17 protein-coding genes are annotated in these 14,891 nt (G+C 62.6%); 9 read left to right on the plus strand and 8 right to left on the minus strand.

Annotated features, from left to right (window positions below; genetic code table 11):
- Window positions 1-41: 41 nt before the first annotated feature.
- Window positions 42-1,442: a cysteine--tRNA ligase gene (gene cysS, locus GHK62_RS23820; protein WP_153441522.1), complete on the minus strand. Its 1,401-nt coding sequence runs from the start codon at window positions 1,440-1,442 to the stop codon at window positions 42-44.
- Between the two features lie 419 nt (window positions 1,443-1,861).
- Here cysS and GHK62_RS23825 point away from each other — a divergent pair, with 419 nt between their 5' ends.
- Window positions 1,862-2,008: a hypothetical protein gene (locus tag GHK62_RS23825; protein WP_153441523.1), complete on the plus strand. Its 147-nt coding sequence runs from the start codon at window positions 1,862-1,864 to the stop codon at window positions 2,006-2,008.
- Window positions 2,009-2,030: 22 nt separating this feature from the next.
- Here the strand turns inward: GHK62_RS23825 and GHK62_RS23830 are convergent, their stop codons facing one another.
- Window positions 2,031-2,810 (minus strand): SOS response-associated peptidase, encoded by a 780-nt coding sequence (locus GHK62_RS23830; protein WP_153441524.1) that lies wholly within the window; start codon window positions 2,808-2,810, stop codon window positions 2,031-2,033.
- Window positions 2,811-2,868: 58 nt separating this feature from the next.
- Here GHK62_RS23830 and GHK62_RS23835 point away from each other — a divergent pair, with 58 nt between their 5' ends.
- The 8 genes from GHK62_RS23835 (at window position 2,869) to GHK62_RS23870 (ending at window position 8,037) form a co-directional block, all read left to right on the plus strand.
- A complete protein-coding gene (locus tag GHK62_RS23835; protein ID WP_184108519.1) occupies window positions 2,869-3,333 on the plus strand; it encodes an NUDIX hydrolase in 465 nt (154 codons plus the stop codon).
- Complete coding sequence (locus GHK62_RS23840; protein WP_153441526.1) at window positions 3,330-3,767, plus strand: TIGR02301 family protein; 438 nt, start codon at window positions 3,330-3,332, stop codon at window positions 3,765-3,767. The genes GHK62_RS23835 and GHK62_RS23840 overlap by 4 nt, the downstream gene beginning before the upstream one ends.
- A 160-nt stretch (window positions 3,768-3,927) precedes the next feature.
- On the plus strand, window positions 3,928-4,197 hold the full coding sequence (locus GHK62_RS23845; protein ID WP_153441527.1) for a hypothetical protein: 270 nt from the start codon (window positions 3,928-3,930) through the stop codon (window positions 4,195-4,197).
- Between the two features lie 16 nt (window positions 4,198-4,213).
- Window positions 4,214-4,963 (plus strand): hypothetical protein, encoded by a 750-nt coding sequence (locus tag GHK62_RS23850; protein WP_153441528.1) that lies wholly within the window; start codon window positions 4,214-4,216, stop codon window positions 4,961-4,963.
- 109 nt (window positions 4,964-5,072) lie between these two features.
- Window positions 5,073-5,921: a CAF17-like 4Fe-4S cluster assembly/insertion protein YgfZ gene (gene ygfZ / locus GHK62_RS23855; RefSeq protein ID WP_153441529.1), complete on the plus strand. Its 849-nt coding sequence runs from the start codon at window positions 5,073-5,075 to the stop codon at window positions 5,919-5,921.
- On the plus strand, window positions 5,918-6,526 hold the full coding sequence (locus GHK62_RS23860; protein ID WP_153441530.1) for a YfbR-like 5'-deoxynucleotidase: 609 nt from the start codon (window positions 5,918-5,920) through the stop codon (window positions 6,524-6,526). Before ygfZ ends, GHK62_RS23860 begins: the two co-directional genes overlap by 4 nt.
- Entirely contained in the window at window positions 6,527-7,063 is a 537-nt protein-coding gene (locus tag GHK62_RS23865; RefSeq protein ID WP_153441531.1) for a tyrosine phosphatase family protein, read from the plus strand. It abuts the gene before it with no gap.
- Entirely contained in the window at window positions 7,057-8,037 is a 981-nt protein-coding gene (locus GHK62_RS23870; RefSeq protein ID WP_153441532.1) for an NUDIX hydrolase, read from the plus strand. The genes GHK62_RS23865 and GHK62_RS23870 overlap by 7 nt, the downstream gene beginning before the upstream one ends.
- Window positions 8,038-8,047: 10 nt before the next feature.
- Here the strand turns inward: GHK62_RS23870 and GHK62_RS23875 are convergent, their stop codons facing one another.
- The 6 genes from GHK62_RS23875 to GHK62_RS23900 all read right to left on the minus strand — a co-directional run bounded on the left by GHK62_RS23875 (window position 8,048) and on the right by GHK62_RS23900 (window position 14,880).
- Window positions 8,048-8,578 (minus strand): superoxide dismutase family protein, encoded by a 531-nt coding sequence (locus GHK62_RS23875; protein WP_153441533.1) that lies wholly within the window; start codon window positions 8,576-8,578, stop codon window positions 8,048-8,050.
- 191 nt (window positions 8,579-8,769) lie between these two features.
- Window positions 8,770-9,672: a carboxylating nicotinate-nucleotide diphosphorylase gene (nadC, locus tag GHK62_RS23880; RefSeq protein WP_153441534.1), complete on the minus strand. Its 903-nt coding sequence runs from the start codon at window positions 9,670-9,672 to the stop codon at window positions 8,770-8,772.
- Between the two features lie 58 nt (window positions 9,673-9,730).
- Window positions 9,731-11,329, minus strand: coding sequence for an L-aspartate oxidase (locus tag GHK62_RS23885; protein WP_153441535.1), 1,599 nt, complete (start codon window positions 11,327-11,329; stop codon window positions 9,731-9,733).
- Between the two features lie 57 nt (window positions 11,330-11,386).
- A complete protein-coding gene (gene nadA, locus GHK62_RS23890) occupies window positions 11,387-12,466 on the minus strand; it encodes a quinolinate synthase NadA (protein ID WP_153441536.1) in 1,080 nt (359 codons plus the stop codon).
- Between the two features lie 165 nt (window positions 12,467-12,631).
- Window positions 12,632-13,870: an MFS transporter gene (locus GHK62_RS23895; RefSeq protein ID WP_153441537.1), complete on the minus strand. Its 1,239-nt coding sequence runs from the start codon at window positions 13,868-13,870 to the stop codon at window positions 12,632-12,634.
- 158 nt (window positions 13,871-14,028) lie between these two features.
- Window positions 14,029-14,880, minus strand: a complete 852-nt coding sequence (locus GHK62_RS23900) for an MOSC domain-containing protein (RefSeq protein WP_153441538.1) — start codon at window positions 14,878-14,880, stop codon at window positions 14,029-14,031.
- Window positions 14,881-14,891 lie beyond the last annotated feature (11 nt).

Below are 14,891 nucleotides of genomic sequence, written 5' to 3' on the forward strand. Positions count from 1 at the left end.
CGCTCCTCTTCCTTCTGCCGGGTCGTCGCCGACCGGCAACGTCACGTCTGCGACCGCTTGACTTCCCAGGTTGTCACGCGCTCGCCGGTTTCCGGGTCCTTGCCGTCCTTGAGCTGGATTCCTCGTGCCTGAAGATCATCGCGAATGCTGTCCGCTTCGGCGAAGTTCTTCGCCCTGATGAGTTCGAGGCGCGCGCGCACGCGCTCGTCGATCTCATGCACGACTGCCTCGTCGAGCTCGATTTCCTTTGGCGCAACGCCGAGCAGAGCCGCACTTGCGGCAAAAACGCCGGCCTGACGCGAATCGACGGATGCCTTCTGGGCAAGCGCGTGCAGTGCCTGGACCGCGGCGACGGTGTTGAGGTCATCCGCAAGCGCCGCGACGACCGCAGGATCCGGTTCGTCGGCTGCCTCTCCGGGCACAGGCCATTTCGACAGCAGGTGCTCGGCCTCCTCCAGCCGCTTGATGGAGAAGTCGATCGGCTCGCGATAGTGGGTCATCAGCATTGCGAGCCGCAACACCTCGCCCGGCCATTTGCGGCCGCCGAACTTCTCGGTGTGGAGAAGTTCGTAGATCGTGACGAAATTGCCCTCCGACTTCGACATCTTGCGGCCTTCGACCTGCAGGAAGCCGTTGTGCATCCAGACGTTTGCCATCACCTCGGTGCCATGGGCGCAACGCGACTGGGCGATTTCGTTTTCATGGTGCGGGAAGATCAGATCCAGCCCGCCCCCGTGAATGTCGAACACCTCGCCGAGATAACGCCCGCTCATCGCCGAGCATTCGATGTGCCAGCCGGGGCGACCGCGTCCCCAGGGGCTCTCCCAGCCGGGTTCGTCGTCCTCGGAAAGCTTCCAGAGCACGAAATCGCCGGGATTTTTCTTGTGAGCATCGACTGCGATGCGGGCTCCGGCCTGCTGCTCGTCGAGGTTGCGCTTTGAAAGCTCGCCATAGTCAGCCATCGATTTCGTATCGAACAGCACTTCCCCGGCGGCTTGATAGGCGTGCCCCTTCGCGATCAGCTTCTCGATGATCTCGATCATCTGTGCGATATTCTCGGTCGCCCGCGGCTGCACGTCCGGGTCCACGCAGCCGAGCGTCGCGACATCCTCAAGGAACTGAGTCTCGGTTTTCTCTGTCACACGGCGGATCGCCTCGTTCAAGGGCAGACCCGGATAGTCGCGCAGCGCCCGTGCGTTGATCTTGTCGTCAACGTCGGTGATGTTGCGGACATAGGTGACATGGTTCGCGCCGTAGACAAGGCGCAGCAGTCGAAAAAGAACGTCGAAAACGATGTTCGGTCGCGCGTTGCCGATGTGGGCATAGTCGTAAACCGTGGGGCCGCAGACATACATACGAACGTTTTCCGGGTCGATGGGCCGGAAATCGGCCTTCTCCCGCGTCAGTGTGTTGTACAGCTTCAACGTCGGCATTCCGCCCATCCCAAATCTCCAAGCCTGCATGCAACCGTCGGAATATACAGCGTCCGGGCGGCCCGCACGTTTGTCATCTTGGATTTTAGGAGACGAAAACGGCCAGGCCAGCGGATCGCTAGCGAATAATCTTCCGGCAAATAATGCAGATAACCGTTTTCATGGCGACACTTATCGCGCTTCGCACCACGCCGGTCAAGAGGTCAACCACAGGCAAGCAAAGACCGGCATCTTCAAACGAAGGCGGCCATGGATTTGTCATCATTTGGCAATCTGGATCGCCGCAACGGGAGGGAGATTCGCGATTGCAGATTGGACCCCTGCATCCGATCCCTGTTTCCGGAGGAACAACGGGGAGCTTGGCTTTCGCGCACAACGGGAAAACCAAGTGTTTCCGGTAGGGGACTGCATCAAGGAGAGAATGCACAGTGAAGGCCGCCAAGATCACCGAAACGAAACCGCCCGCCGCCGACCTGGTAACGCTATATCGGCCGCTTGGCCTGAAGGCCGTGCTCGCCGCAGCACTGCAGGTCAAGGTCAAACCCGCAGGCAAGCTCGTCAAGCGCACCGCCTGACGACCACTCACGCGGCGCGCTGCTAAAACAGGGACATCTGCCGGTCGTCGCCGTTCCGGTCTTCAGCGCGTTTCCGCCCTGCCGTTTCCGGCGATTTGGCAGGGACGACCTCCTCCTGGATCTCGGGTCCGGTATTCGCGACCTTGTTGACCCTGTCCGATACAGCGATCGCCTCGAAATAGTCGTCCGGAGCCGGTCTCATGAGATCGGCTATTTCGCGCGGTTCCTGCGTTTTGCAATCCAGCCAGCGGGCGAAGTCTTCCGGCAGGATCACGACCGGCATGCGATCATGGATATGCCGAACCGCCCTGTTGGCACCGGTGGTGAGGACAGCCGCCGTATCGACCTCCGAGCCGTCTGCTGAAGACCAGGTCTCCATGAGGCCGGCAAAGGCGACGACCCCGCCCCTCTTCGGGCGGACCCAGTAGGCCTGCGACGCTTCGCCGGTGCCTTTTGCCGGGCGGTGCCACTCGTAAAAGCCGGAAGCCGGTACCAGAATACGGCGATGCCGCATCGCCGCGCGGAAGGCAGCCTTTCCGACCGCCGATTCGGAACGGGCGTTGATGAGTAGCGGGAACTTGCGAGGATCCCTCGCCCAGCCGGGTGTGAAGCCCCAGCGGACGAGCATGGCTTTGCGCTCCGGCAGATTGCTGCCCGGTTTCGCCCGATCCGAGGCGGTGACCACGATGATCGGCTGCGTTGGCGCGATGTTGTAGCGCGCCGGGAAGTCTTCCGCCTCCAGCAGGCCAAACAGTTCTATCAATTCTTCCGCCGTCGCTGTCAGCGCAAATCGTCCGCACATGACACCGATGTGGCACTTCACGTAGGATGGGTCAACGATCCAACGCCATTTTGATTCTGTGATGCGAAAGCAGCCCCAACTCGCTTCCTCCGCCATCCTCGAACGGGATGGACGCTATCTCCTCGTCCGGCGTGCCAACCCGCCGTCGGCCGACATGTACGCGTTTCCCGGCGGCCGGGCAGAGCCGGGCGAGACGCCCGCAGAGACCGCGCTGCGCGAGCTTGCCGAGGAGACCGGCATCAGCGGCCGCGACCCGGTGCTCTTCGAAACCTACGATCTGCCGGGTAAGGAATCGGAGGGGCGGCATTTCCTGCTTTCGGTTTTCAGGGTCCAGGCGGATAGCGAGGCCGTTGCGATCGCAAACGACGACGCCGCAGGCGTCGGCTGGTTTACGCCTGAGGAAATCTTCGAATTGCCGATTCCCGGGAGCGTTCGCCAATGCGTGGAAAGGCTATCCGGACTGCGATCAAGACCTCCGGTTTGCCATAAATCCGACGCTGATTCGGACTTGATGGGATCATGACCAGCGCCCCGCCCATCTTCCGACTTGCCTTGACCGGCGCCCTCCTCGTTTTCGCGGTCGGCGCCGCCGCCCAGCAAGAAGAGACACCACGACCGGACAAGGCGGCGCCTCCCGTGATTGGGCAAAACACGACACCCTATGACCAGCGACTGATTCGCCTCGCCGAAATTCTCGGATCGGTCCATTATCTGCGCAATCTCTGCCTCAAGGGCGGAGAGGACACGTGGCGACGTTCAACACAGGAGCTGATCGACAAGGAGACGGCCAACGAACCCCAACGTCGTGATCGTCTGACTGCCGCCTTCAACCGCGGGTATCGAACCTTCGCGTCCGTCTACACCACGTGCACCGAGCCCGCCACGCTCGCCGAGCAGCGGTACCGTGCCGAAGGTGCAACACTTGCGTCAGAAATCGTCGCTCGCTTTGGAAATTAGCAAGAAATTAACCTCTTTTCTCGGGACCCCGTGTCGTTTCGGGAAAAGGCTGCTAAGTTCGTTAAGAGAGTGGTAAGAAGTCACCGGCCTATCCGCCCCGTTCAGTCGCGGTTCAGCGGAACGGCGTTAGATTGAGCCAAGTGCACGTATTGGAAGTCGCATGGAACGAATGATGGAACCAAGCCTGTCCGACATCGACGACATGATCGTCCACGAGAAAATGCAGGCGGCCCTCGAACATCAGAACGAAGCCTGGGCGGACGGCATGGCGGACGGCATCGAGCCGGAGATCATCGCCGATGCCGCGATTGCGCTGGCCATGCGGGAAACCATCCGTCTCCATGGCGAAGAAGGTGCGGAAGCGATGCTGAATTCGCTTCGTGAGCGCATGCTGGCCGGAGAATTCTCGCCGCAGCGGACAATCCAATAAAATCGGGACTGCCTCAATGAGACGGAACCTTGCAAACCGGGTTTCCTCGGTTCGCCTTGCTACGCTGCTATTGGCCGGCGTGGCCGCATGCACGCCGATCATGGCTGCTCCCACCCTTGCGCTCAGCGAGCTTCAAGGTGTTCCCGGCCCCATCGCCAGCGATCAGAATACGGCGCCCTCCGACCAGCCTGACCAGGTCGAGTCAGAGAAGGCGCCTCTCGAAATTCCGATGCCTGACCCATTGATCGACAACGCTGCCGCCAAGGATGACGAAATCGGAACCTCGCAAATCGTTGACCCGGTCGAGGTGCTGACGGACGTCTCCAAGATTCCGGCGCCCGTTGCGCGCATGCGCGAACTGATCGTCGAAGCCGCCGCCTCGGGCGATATCGAGAGATTGCGGCCGCTGCTCGGCAAGGGACCGACCCAAACGCAAGTGACAGGTGTCAACAGCGACGAGGACCCGGTTGCAACACTCAAGGGTCTTTCCGGCGACCAGGACGGCGTCGAAATCCTGGCGATCCTTCTCGACGTTCTGTCGACCGGCTTCGTTCTCGCGGACAAGGGCACGCCGGAAGAAGCCTATGTGTGGCCCTACTTTGCCGAAAAGCCGCTGTCCTCGCTGACGGCGCCGGAAAAGGTGGACCTGTTCCGGCTCGTCACGGCCGGCGATTTCGCCGAGATGGAAGAATTCGGGAGCTACAACTTCTACCGCGTCGGCATCACGCCCGACGGCCGGTGGAAGTTTTTTGTCGCCGGCGACTGAGTGATCCAACGACCGGAACGGAGCACTTTTCTCGCACCGTTCCGGCGGTATGCTTGCCGATGACCTGAGAACATCCTACCTCTTCGACAAAGAGAACAGGATTCGAACCATGTCAAAGGTCTGCCTCGATGACCGCGCGATCCTCAGCGTGTCCGGCAAGGACGCCGAAGATCTTCTGCAAAACCTGATCACCACCGACCTCGGCGGGCTCGGTGCCGATGAAGCGCGTCCCGGCGCCTTGCTGACGCCGCAGGGCAAGATCCTGTTCGACTTCCTGATTTCCCGCGATGGCGACGCGCTTAGGCTGGAGACGACGAGCGACCAGGCCGAGCCGCTGCTGAAGCGGCTGACCATGTATAAATTGCGCTCCGCAGTCGAGCTCTCACTGCAGTCGCCGGCGCCGGTCACGGTCGTGTTCGGCGAGGAACCACCGGCGGAGAGTTACCGCGACCATCGATTTGAAAAGGCCGGACTTTCCGTTTTCCGCCTCTATCGCGAAATGGAGGGAGCGGATGCAACGGTCGCCGATATCGAGAGGCTTAGAATCGCGGGCGGTATTGCCGTTTCGGGCGCCGATTTCGCCTTGCAAGACGCCTTTCCGCACGATGTCCTGATGGATCTCAATGGCGGACTCTCCTTCCGGAAGGGCTGCTATGTCGGCCAGGAGGTCGTTTCCCGCATGCAGCACCGCGCCACAGCGCGCCGCCGCGTCGTGATCGTTACGGGTGAAGCGCCGCTTCCGCAGACGGGTGCGAGCATCTCCGTCAATGGCCGATCGATCGGCGCTCTTGGCACCGTACGCGATAGAGCCGCCCTTGCGATCGTCCGCATAGACAAGGCCGGCGAGGCGATCGCGAATGGGGACGCCATTCTCGCCGGTGACGTGCCCGTGACATTGACACTGCCCGGTTGGACTGGCCTGTCGTTCCCGACCGAGGCGGACGAGGCAAGCGCATGACGAATGCGCGCGCCTGGCAGCGTATGCTTTCCGGTCGGCGGCTCGATCTGCTCGATCCGTCGCCGCTCGACGTCGAGCTTTCCGACATTGCCCACGGACTTGCCCGCGTGGCGCGCTGGAACGGCCAGACCTCGGGCGACCACGCTTTTTCCGTTGCCCAGCATAGCCTGATCGTCGAGGATATCTTCCGTCGGACCAACCGCTGCAATGCGGACGAACGCCTGCTGGCGCTCCTTCACGATGCCCCGGAATATGTCATCGGCGACATGATCTCGCCGTTCAAAGCGGTCGTCGGCGGTGGCTACAAGTCCGTGGAAAAGCGTCTGGAAAGCGCCGTACACCTGCGCTTCGGCTTGCCGCCTCATACGCCCAAGGAACTGAAAGAGCGGATCAAGAAGGCCGATCATATCGCCGCCTACTTCGAGGCGACCGAGCTTGCGGGTTTCTCGGCGGAAGAGGCCCGCAAGTTCTTCGGCCAGCCGCGCGGCATTACGCGGGAGACCCTGCTGATCGATCCGCTGCCGGCGGTCGAAGCGCAGCGGCTCTTTGCCGAACGGTTCAATACGCTCGAAGGGGAGCGGGCCATGGCAAAGGCGGAAGCCTGAATGACCGGCATTGTCGTCTCGCCGCTTGCGCGCATCGCAGAAATGGCCGTTCGCCACGGTTGCCGCGAGATGGTGAGCCTGCTTGCCAAAGGACAGGATTTTCACCGTCCCGCCGTCATCGATCGGGCGAAACACCTGTCGATCGGTGTCAACGACATCAGCTTCGCGGGAACCGGCGACCTGATTGCGCCGCAGGAGGAACACGTCCGGCGGATTATTGATTTTGCCCGCAACTGGGACCGTACCCGGCCGCTCCTCATCCATTGCTGGATGGGCGTTTCTCGTTCGCCGGCGGCGGCGTTGATCGCGGCACTGGCGGTCGAGCCGGACCAGGACGATGCCGCCCTCGCTGCACGCCTGCGGCACGTCTCGCCATACGCCACGCCTAACCCACGGCTGGTGGAGATCGGCGACGAGGCACTATCGCGAAAGGGCAGGCTCGTTGATGCAGTGCGGTCCATCGGCCGCGGCGCCGACGCCGACGGCAATGCGCCATTCATGCTTCCCACTCGAGGCGGAGAGAGCGCGGCATGCTGACTGACTTGCCTGCCGTCACAGTCGAGATCGGCCTCAATGCGGCAATCGTCGCTGTCGTCAACCGCAGCCCGCATATTCTCGCCATCAGCGAGGCGGATGGCGACGCGCGCGACAGCCTGCCCTTCGGCCCGTTCGATCCGGCGCGTCACCGCACCTTCGAGAGCGGGCTGCGTGACCGCGTCGAAAAACGCATCGCTCTCAGGCTTGGATATATCGAACAGCTCTACACCTTCGGAGATCGTGGCCGCCAACGGCTGCCGGGCGAAGAAGGCAAGCACATGGTCTCCGTCGGTTATCTGGCGCTGACGCGCACCGACGCGGAGAACAATGAGCAGTTGGCGGAGGCCGGTGCTCACTGGCGGGACTGGTATGGCTATCTGCCGTGGGAGGACTGGCGCCGGGGGCGTCCCGCCCTCCTCGATCAGGTGATCCTGCCGGCGCTTGCGCGCTGGGAAAACAGCCCACCCTATGACGAACGATCGGCTTCGGCCGCGCAACGCCGCTCCCGCATTCGCCTCGCCTTCGGCCTTGACGATTTTCCCTGGGACGAGGAGCGCGTGCTCGAACGCTACGAGTTGCTTTACGAGGCCGGCCTTGTACGCGAGGCGGTGATCGACGGGCATTGCCGCTATCTCGACAATCCGGCCATCGGCTTGGCGATGCGCCACGACCACCGTCGCATTGTCGCCACGGCGGTCGCCAGATTGCGCGGCAAGATCAAATACCGGCCCGTCGTGTTCGAACTGATGCCACCGGAATTCACGCTCACCGATCTGCAGGCAACCGTCGAAGCGATCTCCGGCCGTCACTTGCACAAGCAGAACTTCCGGCGGTTGGTCGAAGGCGCAGAACTCGTCGAGCCGACCGGTGGAACGCTTGCCTCCACAGGCGGGCGGCCGGCCGCGCTTTTCCGCTTCCGCCGGCAGATCCTGGACGAGCGGCCTGCACCCGGCCTGAAAGTCGGCGGGCGGTAAAAAAAGCAGGCTACTTGATGATGGCACAAGCCAGCCGGTCACCCGAGTCGCCCGCCGGTTGGCTGCGGTTGTCATCGGAGTGCGCATGGATCATCAAGGCGCGGCCACGAATGGCGGTACCCTTGTCGTCGAGAGAGACGAAGCTGTTGAACACCTGCGCGCGCAGAGTCCCGTCGTCGCCGACATACTGGTTCGGCATATCGCCTGCATGCGGGCCTTTTGCCGCCAGGAATCCATGCTCGGCGTTCGCATCCTCGCCGGCAAAATGCTTGCCCGCCGACTCGAAGCCGCCGGCCGGGTCGCAGCTTCCGACTTCGTGAACATGGAAGGCAACCCAGGTGTCTTTTGGCAGGCCGGTGACCTCCATTTCGATCAGTACCCCTTTTCCGGCCGCCGTCAGCGCGGCTCGGCCCGTCTCCTTGCCGTCCTTGCCGATGAAATTCGCGACGGCTGTCTGCGATGACTCTTGCGCAGACGCGATCGCAGGCACAGTGCTTGCCGCACCGACGGCCAGCGCAACTACGGCTAATCTTCTGATCATCACCAAAATCCCTCCTCGCTCACGGGCAAAGAGAAATCAACGCGCGGATGGTAATGTCGTTCCACGCGAGCGCGGAAGAGTTGTGGTTGATGATTTCGGCGCATGCGGTGCCCGGCGGCGAACTGCGCGCTAACTTTTTGAACTTACACAACTCCGGACGGAAAACCGTTACACACTTTTCCTGGAATTGCTCAGATCGTCACGTCGAGCCCAATATCGAGCGTCGGAGCCGCCATGGTGATCTTCGAAGTCGAGATGTAGTCGACGCCTGTCTCGGCGATTGCCCTGATCGTGTCGATCTTGACATTGCCCGACGCCTCGAGCCGCGTACGGCGCGGGTCGGCGGCATAGTCGGCCGGGCCAAGCTTCCAGTGTTCGGAATTGACCGCAACGGCCTCGCGCAGCATCTCCGGTCCCATGTTGTCAAGCAGGATCACGTCCGGCGCAGCAGTCAGCGCCTCGCGCATCTGCGCAAGCCCATCGACCTCGACCTCCACCTTGACGAGATGGCCGCAATAGGCGCGTGCGGCACGAATCGCGCCGGCTACACCGCCGGAAACAGCGATGTGATTGTCCTTGATCAGCACAGCGTCGTCGAGGCCATAGCGATGATTAGAGCCGCCGCCGAGACGGACAGCGTATTTCTCCAGCGCACGCAGGCCGGGGATGGTCTTGCGGGTACAGCAGACCTTCGCGGTCGTATGCGCGATCTCATCGGCGAATTTCGCCGTGTAGCTGGCGATCCCGGAGAGATGCATGAGGAAATTGAGGGCAACGCGCTCAGCGGACAGCAGCCCCCTTGCACGGCCGGATATCCGCGCAATGGCGGCGCCGGGCGCGACGCGATCGCCGTCGGCAGCGAGCGCGTCGAAGCGGATCGATGGATCGACCAGCCGAAATGCCGTCCTTGCCAGGTCCAGCCCGGCGACGACACCCGCATCGCGAGCGCGCATGTCCGCCGATGCCGTCATATCCGGACCGATCGTCGATAGCGTCGTGATATCGCCGGCGCGGCCGAGATCCTCCAGGAGGGCGGCTCTCACCTGGTCTTCGACCATGAGTGCGGGCAGTTCCGGGCGTAGCGCGGCAGTCATGGGCTTGGCTCCTGTCGGGATGTCATCATAACGATATAACGATCGCGGATACCCGGCGTCACGCCGGCTCGGTCTCGGCCACTTCTGCGGCCAGGCGCTCGGCCTGCGCCAGCGTCAGATACGTGCGCCGCTGCCATTCCGGGCGTTCGGACGGGCAGTCGGCGCGGAAATGACCTCCGCGGCTCTCGGTGCGTTGAAGGGCTGCTACGGCGATGAGCTTGGCGGTGGTGATGATGTTAGCGAAGCGCAGGCGGTTGTTGGCGCGCTCCAGCGCCGCAATCTCGCGGATTGCCCGCGTCAGGCTCTCGCGCGTGCGGACAACGCCGACACACTCGCTCATCAGGCTGCGCAGGACCTTGAACGGAGGGCTGTCCTCGACCGTCACCGGATCGTCGTTCTCGCCGGCGTCGTCGCCCCACTCGGTGAGCTTCGGCGCCGGCAATGTGCCCTTGATGCTTTCCGCAATGCGCGCGGCGAAGACAACGGCCTCCAGCAACGAATTGGAAGCAAGGCGGTTGGCGCCGTGAACGCCGGTTGAGGTCACCTCGCCCGCTGCCCAGAGACCATCGATCGAGGTGCGGCCCTGGCCGTCGGTCAACACACCCCCCATGTGATAGTGAACTGCGGGGACGACCGGGATCGGTTGCGTCACCGGGTCGATACTGGCCGCAAGGCAGGAGGCGTATACGGTCGGGAACATCTCCGGGAAATGTTTGCCGACCGCCTTGGTGCAATCGAGGAAGGCGCCGCGTCCGGCCTGCACCTCGGCGAAAACGCCACGCGAGACGATATCCCGCGGCGCGAGCTCGCCGTCAGGATGAATGTCGAGCATGAAACGATGACCTGCGGAATTGACAAGCACGGCGCCATCGCCGCGCAGTGCTTCCGTAGCCAAGGGCGCCGGGTCCTTGCCGATATTGATCGCGGTAGGATGGAACTGGACGAATTCCGGGTCGGCGATGATGGCGCCTGCTCGTGCGGCCATGCCGACACCCTGGCCGCAGGCCTCCCATGGATTGGTCGTGACGGCGTAGAGATGCCCGATGCCGCCGGAGCAAAGAACGACGGCACGGGCCGGGAAGGAAACGCGGGTCTTCGACTGGCCGGCATCCGGCCTTGCGACGACACCCGAGATGAAGCGCCCCTCGCGCACCAGTTCCTCGACCACATAGCCTTCGATGATGCGGATCGACGGGGTCCTGCGCACGGCGGCGATCAGCGCTTCCATGATCGCCTTGCCGGCCATGTCGCCCCTGACGCGAACGATACGCCGCTCGGAATGCGCCGCCTCGCGCGAAAGCAGGAGCTTGCCTTCCAGGTCGCGATCGAAGGGTACGCCGTATTCGAGGAGGTCATGAATACGCGCCGGCCCCTCGGCGACCATCATCCGCGTCATCTTCTCGTCGACGATCCCGGCACCGGCCGTGACCGTATCGGCGACGTGCTTCTCGAATGTGTCGCCCGGGCTCATCGCGGCAGCGATGCCGCCTTGCGCCCAGGCAGACGAGGCGCCGTGGCCGATCGGGGCGGCGGCAAGGATGGTCACGGGACGCGGCGCCAGCTTCAGTGCGCAGAAGAGCCCGGCGAGCCCGCCGCCGACGATGACTATGTCATCGATGCCGTTGAAAGATTGCGGGCGAAAATGGTCTTTCAGCATGGTTCGGTAGCTCCTCCAACCGCATGCATGGGCGCCGGGCCGAGGCCCGGGCATCGATTACTGCTTGAGGTTCACCATGCGCTCGACCGCAAGGCGTGCGCGGCCGGCGATCGCCGGATCGACCAGAACCTCTTCCGTCATGGTGAGCAGGCTGTCGAGGATCTTCGGCAGCGTGATGCGCTTCATGTGCGGACAGAGGTTGCAGGGCTTGACGAAATTGACGCCCTCGACCTCCGCCTGGATATTGGAAGCCATGGAGCATTCGGTGACGAGAAGTACCTTTTGCGGCTGCTTGTCCTTGACGTAGTTGATCATGCCCGAGGTGGAGCCGGAGAAATCGCAAACGGCGATGACATCGGGGTGGCATTCCGGATGGCCGATGATCTCGATACCCGGATTGGCCTCTTTGTAAGCGAGGAGTTCCGCCGCGGTGAAACGTTCATGGACCTCGCAATGGCCCTTCCAGGTGAGGATCTTCTTGTTCGTCTGGCGCGCGACATTCATCGCGAGGTATTCGTCGGGAATGCAGAGGACAGTATCTGACTTCAGGCTCTCGACGACCGCCAGCACGTTGGATGAGGTGCAGCAGATGTCGGTCTCCGCCTTCACTTCGGCCGAGGTATTGACGTAGGTGACGACCGGCACACCGGGATAACGCTGCTTGAGCAGGCGTACATCCGCGCCGGTGATCGATTCGGACAACGAGCAGCCGGCCTTGGCATCCGGGATCAGTACGGTCTTTTCCGGGTTGAGCAGCTTCGAGGTCTCGGCCATGAAATGCACGCCGCACTGGACGATGATTTCGGCGTCCACCTTGGTGGCGTCGCGCGCGAGCTGCAGCGAATCCCCGACGATGTCGGCAACGCAATGGAAAATATCGGGCGTCTGGTAGTTGTGCGCCAGAATGACGGCGTTGCGCTCCTTCTTCAGCCGATTGATCGCGTGAACATAGGGCGCGTAGGCGGGCCACTCGATGGCCGGGATGAAATCCTTGACCTTCTCGTAAAGATGCGCGGTTTCGCGGGCGATCGCTGGCGTGTAGGCGAGGTCCGGCTTTTCGATGACACCGAAGCGCGCGGCCGCGCTGACGAATGCCGGGACTGGCGCTGCGTCCGCGCGGAGGTCGAGATTGCTCATCGGGCTTCTCCTCTCCCGCCGTTCCCGGCGGTTTCCAATTATGCTCATATTGAGCATAATTGGGTCAAAACAAAAGCGGCCAAGCCGCGGCGAATGATTTAGAAAGTTTTGTGACAGATTTCAAGGAGGATGCGCCCTTTTCGGACGCACCGGTATTGTCGCCGGTCAGGCCATCGCCGGTCTTGCGACGCCACGCTCCTCGATCGGCCAATGGACGATGGCCGCAAAAACACCGAGCGCGACGCCCAGCCACCAGACCGGGTCATAGGACCCGAAGCGGTCGTAGAGGTAGCCGCCCATCCAGACGCCGAGGAACGAACCGATCTGGTGGGAAAGGAAGACGATGCCGCCCAGCAGGCCGAGATGCCTCGTTCCGAACATGATCGCCACCAGGCCATTGGTCGGCGGCACGGTCGACAGCCACAGCAACCCCATGACGATGGCGAAGATGATGACCGAGGTCGGCGATTGCGGCAGCAGCAGGAAGGCGGTAACGGCGGCCGAGCGGGCAAGATAGATCAGCGCCAGGAAATAGGGCTTCGAATAGCGCTGACCGATGATGCCGGCCGAAAACGACCCGATGATGTTGAAGAAGCCGATCAGCGCAAGCGCAATCACCGCATAACGAGCATCGATGCCGATGTCGCCGATATAGGCGGGGAAATGGGCGGTGATGAAGGCGACCTGATAGCCGCAGACGAAGAAGCCCGAAACCAGCAGCAGATAGCTCCTGTGTCCCAATGCTTCTCTCAGGGCCTCGCCAACCGTCTGCTTGTAGTGCGTTTCCGACTGGCGGCCGGAAGATGCGTTGCCGCTTAAGGGAATTGCGACAAGCGGGACGAGCAGCATCAGCACGCCGAGATAGACCAGGCTGTCGGACCAGCCAAAGGTGGAAATCAGTCCCTGGCTCAACGGTGCGAACAGGAACATGCCGGCCGACCCTGCAGCCGTGCCAATGCCGAACGCGAGCGAACGCTGCTCCGGCGCGACATTGCGGGCGAAGGCGGAAAGCACGATGCCGAAGGAACCGGACGCTACGCCGAGACCGACCAGCACGCCGCCGCCGATATGCAGCCAGATCGGCGCATTGGCAAAGGCCATGATTGTGAGACCCGCCGCATAGATGAGCCCGGACAGCGCCAGCACGCGCCAGGTACCGAACTTGTCGGCTATCGCCCCGAAGAACGGCTGGCCAAGCCCCCAGCAGAGATTCTGGAGCGCCATTGCGAGGCCGAACGTCGTGCGATCCCACCCGGTGTCGGCAAGCATCGGCAACTGGAAGAAGCCCATGGCGGAGCGCGGACCGAAGGTGAGCATCGCGATCACGGAACCGGCGGCGATGATCAGCCACGGCAGGCTGCTGCGCTCGGAGACACGGGTTGCGGTGGCAGAAACGGCGGACATGGATGAGCTCCGATCGATGAGGGGCCATGGCTATGTCCCCTCAAACTGATGAGGGCGCATGCTATGGCGACGCTCAAATTGAGGAAAGCCAATTAATTTGACGATGAGATCACAGGAATTGATGCTGGAGCCGCAGGCAGCCGCTCGCGAATAGTGCGTCAATTGGTGGCGCGGATTTTCATCGGCCAGCGCTCGCCGCGCCGGCGAACAACCCTGGCCTCGTCGCCGAGCCTGACGGTGCCTTCGCCCCGCGGCACGGCATTCCAACCGAAGAGCACGCCCGCCACGCGCCGGTCAGCAGACATGCGCTTGTCCGCAAGACCTTGGATCGGATTGCCACCGATCCTCTCGCCTGTCAGCTGGTCCTGCGTGGTCATGATGCATCGGGCGCAGGGTTTGACGAGATCCAAGGTGATGCCCGCGATCTCCAGGCTTTCCCACCAATCTTCTTCCCAGGGGTCGTCGCAATCGATCAGGATGTTGGTGCGGAAACGCTCCATGCCGACTGGCTCCTGCCCCTTCTCGACCAGCGTGCGGTTGAGATCGGCAAGCGACCCGGTGGTCGTGATGAGGATCGGAAAGCCGTCGGCAAATCCAACCGGCGCTGCCGCGCCCGCCCATTCGGCGCCGACGAAGCGCTCCGCCTGTTCGTCCATGTGGACGAGCTTCACTGACCGCCCCAACCAGCCGGAAAGCGCGTCATTGGCCGCATCGTCGGCCACCGCGGCATCAACATCGCTCGACCAGACGCGGACATCGAGCCGACGATCCGGATCGAAGCGCACCGCCAATTCGTTGCCGTCCATTTTCAGGTGCACGCCGCCGTCGATGTGCGCCGCTTCGACCTGCGCCAGCGCCTGCAACTCGCGCTGGGTGATGAAATGGCCATCCGGTTCGACCACCATGAAGCGCCGGTCGCCGGCGAGCCCATCGACATTGACCGTCACTTCGGTTTGCGGAATGGCGCGGCCGCTCTTCAGGGGATGGATGTTAAGGCCGGTCACTTTCATGTCGATCTTCC

Source organism: Sinorhizobium terangae, assembly GCF_009601505.1.
In the GTDB taxonomy this organism is placed as follows: domain Bacteria; phylum Pseudomonadota; class Alphaproteobacteria; order Rhizobiales; family Rhizobiaceae; genus Sinorhizobium; species Sinorhizobium terangae.

What these genes read in the sequence shown, in the direction of transcription:
- cysS (WP_153441522.1), bottom strand. Translation starts at nt 1,442, where the DNA reads ATGGGCGGAATGCCGACGTTGAAGCTGTACAACACACTGACGCGGGAG.
- GHK62_RS23830 (WP_153441524.1), bottom strand. Translation starts at nt 2,810, where the DNA reads ATGTGCGGACGATTTGCGCTGACAGCGACGGCGGAAGAATTGATAGAA.
- GHK62_RS23840 (WP_153441526.1), top strand. Translation starts at nt 3,330, where the DNA reads ATGACCAGCGCCCCGCCCATCTTCCGACTTGCCTTGACCGGCGCCCTC.
- GHK62_RS23845 (WP_153441527.1), top strand. Translation starts at nt 3,928, where the DNA reads ATGGAACGAATGATGGAACCAAGCCTGTCCGACATCGACGACATGATC.
- GHK62_RS23850 (WP_153441528.1), top strand. Translation starts at nt 4,214, where the DNA reads ATGAGACGGAACCTTGCAAACCGGGTTTCCTCGGTTCGCCTTGCTACG.
- ygfZ (WP_153441529.1), top strand. Translation starts at nt 5,073, where the DNA reads ATGTCAAAGGTCTGCCTCGATGACCGCGCGATCCTCAGCGTGTCCGGC.
- GHK62_RS23860 (WP_153441530.1), top strand. Translation starts at nt 5,918, where the DNA reads ATGACGAATGCGCGCGCCTGGCAGCGTATGCTTTCCGGTCGGCGGCTC.
- GHK62_RS23865 (WP_153441531.1), top strand. Translation starts at nt 6,527, where the DNA reads ATGACCGGCATTGTCGTCTCGCCGCTTGCGCGCATCGCAGAAATGGCC.
- GHK62_RS23870 (WP_153441532.1), top strand. Translation starts at nt 7,057, where the DNA reads ATGCTGACTGACTTGCCTGCCGTCACAGTCGAGATCGGCCTCAATGCG.
- GHK62_RS23875 (WP_153441533.1), bottom strand. Translation starts at nt 8,578, where the DNA reads ATGATCAGAAGATTAGCCGTAGTTGCGCTGGCCGTCGGTGCGGCAAGC.
- nadC (WP_153441534.1), bottom strand. Translation starts at nt 9,672, where the DNA reads ATGACTGCCGCGCTACGCCCGGAACTGCCCGCACTCATGGTCGAAGAC.
- GHK62_RS23885 (WP_153441535.1), bottom strand. Translation starts at nt 11,329, where the DNA reads ATGCTGAAAGACCATTTTCGCCCGCAATCTTTCAACGGCATCGATGAC.
- nadA (WP_153441536.1), bottom strand. Translation starts at nt 12,466, where the DNA reads ATGAGCAATCTCGACCTCCGCGCGGACGCAGCGCCAGTCCCGGCATTC.
- GHK62_RS23895 (WP_153441537.1), bottom strand. Translation starts at nt 13,870, where the DNA reads ATGTCCGCCGTTTCTGCCACCGCAACCCGTGTCTCCGAGCGCAGCAGC.
- GHK62_RS23900 (WP_153441538.1), bottom strand. Translation starts at nt 14,880, where the DNA reads ATGAAAGTGACCGGCCTTAACATCCATCCCCTGAAGAGCGGCCGCGCC.